We start from the raw sequence: 2343 nt of genomic DNA on the forward strand, positions 1-2343 counted from the left end.
CGCGGTATTCGTCGCCGGCGCAGCCGCAGGCCGATTGGGCGAGCGGCCGCGCGCACTGTTTCTGGGGCTCGGCGCCGGGACCGGTTTCGGTGTCGTCGAGATCGGCGTGCGCCTGGTCGATCCCATCGATCCCACCAACGCCACCTTCTACACCAACCCGGCCGTCTACGCGGTGATCGCGGGCGGGGCCGCGGGGTTTCTGTTGCTGACATCCGCCTTGAGTCGCGGATCGGTGACCACGGCCGTCGCGGGGATGGTCATCGGTGAAACGGTCCCGCCGGCGATCGTCGGAGTGGTATGGCTCGGTGACCGGACGCGCGAAGGCCTGGGCTGGATGGTTGTCGCGGGATTCGCCGTAGCGGTGGCCGGAGCACTGGTCCTGGCCCGGTTCGGTGAAGCGCCTGAGTCCGAATCCGCGACGATGGCGCCGCAGTCGAACCCTGCCTGACGTATCGGCGCCGCAAGGGCCTGGCATCTGCCCGTCTCGAAACACCTTCGCGAGGGACCGCGATGCGGTAGGGACAGCTATGCCGTTACGAAGGCCGCTCACTGCTTTCGTAGCGGCGGTGCTGGTCTTCGTGATGCTGGCCGGGGCTCCGACCGCGGCGCACGCCGAGGAGCCGGCGTTGGTGACGAACCCGGCTGGGCACGTCGACACGCTGATCGGCACCGGGTCGAGCGAGACGGGCGGGGAGGTCAATAACTTCCCCGGCGCCTCGGTGCCGTTCGGGATGGTGCAGTATTCGCCGGACACCACCGACACCTACGCCGGCTACGACCACGACAACGACCAGTCCACCGGGTTCAGCATGACCCACGCTTCGGTGGGCTGTAATGCGTTCGGCGACATCCCGATGCTGCCGACGACTACTCCGATCGGCGAGCACCCCTGGTGGGCCTGGGAGCGGATCGCCCACGACGACACCGAGGTGGGCGTGCCCGGCTACTACACGGTGCGCTTCTCCGACACCGGGGTGACCGCAGAGCTGACCGCCACCACCCGCACCGGCGTGGGCCGGTTCACCTACCCGCACGACGGTCGGCCGGCGCTGTTTCATGTGCGCACCGGCGGGTCGTTGGCGGGCAACTCGGCGGCGAGCATCCGGATCGGTGAGGACAACACCACGATCACCGGGTCGGCGACCACGGGCGACTTCTGCGGCAAGGACAACGTCTACACCGTGTATTTCGCGATGAAGTTCAGCCGGCCGTTCATCTCCTACGGCACGTTCGACGGCGACTCGGTTTTCGCCGGGGCGCGCAGCGCAGATTCTCGGTGGAGCGGGGGATGGGTGGAGTTTCCGGCCGGCTCGGTGCTCGAGGTCCGGACGGCGCTGTCCTATGTGAGTATCGACGGGGCGCGAGCCAATCTGGCGGCCGAGGGCGGCGCGAGCTTCAACGACGTGCGCGCGGCTGCGTCGAGCGCGTGGAACGCTGCGCTGTCGCGAATCGCGGTGGCTGGTGCGAATGGCGACGACGTGAAGACGTTCTACACGGCGCTTTACCATTCGTTGTTGCACCCCAACACTTTTAACGACGCGGATGGCCGCTACCTCGGATTCGACGGCGCGGTGCACACAGTGGCCCGCGGGCACACGCAGTACGCCAACTTCTCCGATTGGGACACCTATCGCTGCCTGGCGGCGTTGCAGGCATTGCTGTTTCCGGAGCGGGCGAGCGACATGGCGCAATCGCTGGTGAACGACGCCGAGCAGAGCGGGTCGTTGCCACGGTGGGCGCTGGCGAATTCGGCGACCGGAGAGATGACCGGAGACAGCGTGGTACCGCTGATCGTGAACCTGTACACGTTCGGCGCCAAGGACTTTGACGTCAAAAGGGCGCTGTACTACATGCTGAAGGCGGCGAGTGACGGCGGTGTCGGGCGGGACGGCTACGTGGAGCGGCCGGGAATTGCCACCTACTTGGAGCACCGCTACGCACCGCAGACCGAGGAGTTTAGCGGCGACCATGGCATCGATGGCGCGTCGATCACGCTGGAGTGGTCGATCGACGACTTCGCCATCTCTCGGTTTGCGGATGCGCTGGGCGACAAGGTGATTGCCGCGGAATTCCAGAACAGGGCGCAGTACTGGCACAACCTATTCAATCCGCTAACCCGGTACATCACGCCGCGCAGTGCCGAGGGTGTTTTCCTTCCGTGGCCCGGGTCTTCCGGACCGACCTCGGATTTCGGACAGGACGGATTCGAGGAAAGCAACGCCGCGCAGTACACCTGGATGGTGCCGCAGAACATTGCCGGGTTGGTGAGCGCGATGGGCGGCCGAGAGGCCGCGGCCGAGCGGCTGGACAGCTTCACGACGGAGCTGAACGCGGGACCGGACG

Annotated in this window: 1 protein-coding gene and 1 pseudogene; both read left to right on the forward strand. The window is 66.7% G+C overall.

Annotated elements, in window-relative coordinates; translation table 11 throughout:
* A pseudogene (locus tag VFA16_RS02740) lies at nucleotides 1-448 on the forward strand (hypothetical protein); the annotation flags it as partial.
* Nucleotides 449-527: 79 nt separating this feature from the next.
* A partial coding sequence (locus tag VFA16_RS02745; RefSeq protein WP_324966344.1) for a GH92 family glycosyl hydrolase occupies nucleotides 528-2343 on the forward strand: 1816 nt, incomplete at its 3' end.

It is taken from the genome of Mycobacterium sp. (assembly GCF_035653355.1).
Lineage (GTDB): Bacteria > Actinomycetota > Actinomycetes > Mycobacteriales > Mycobacteriaceae > Mycobacterium.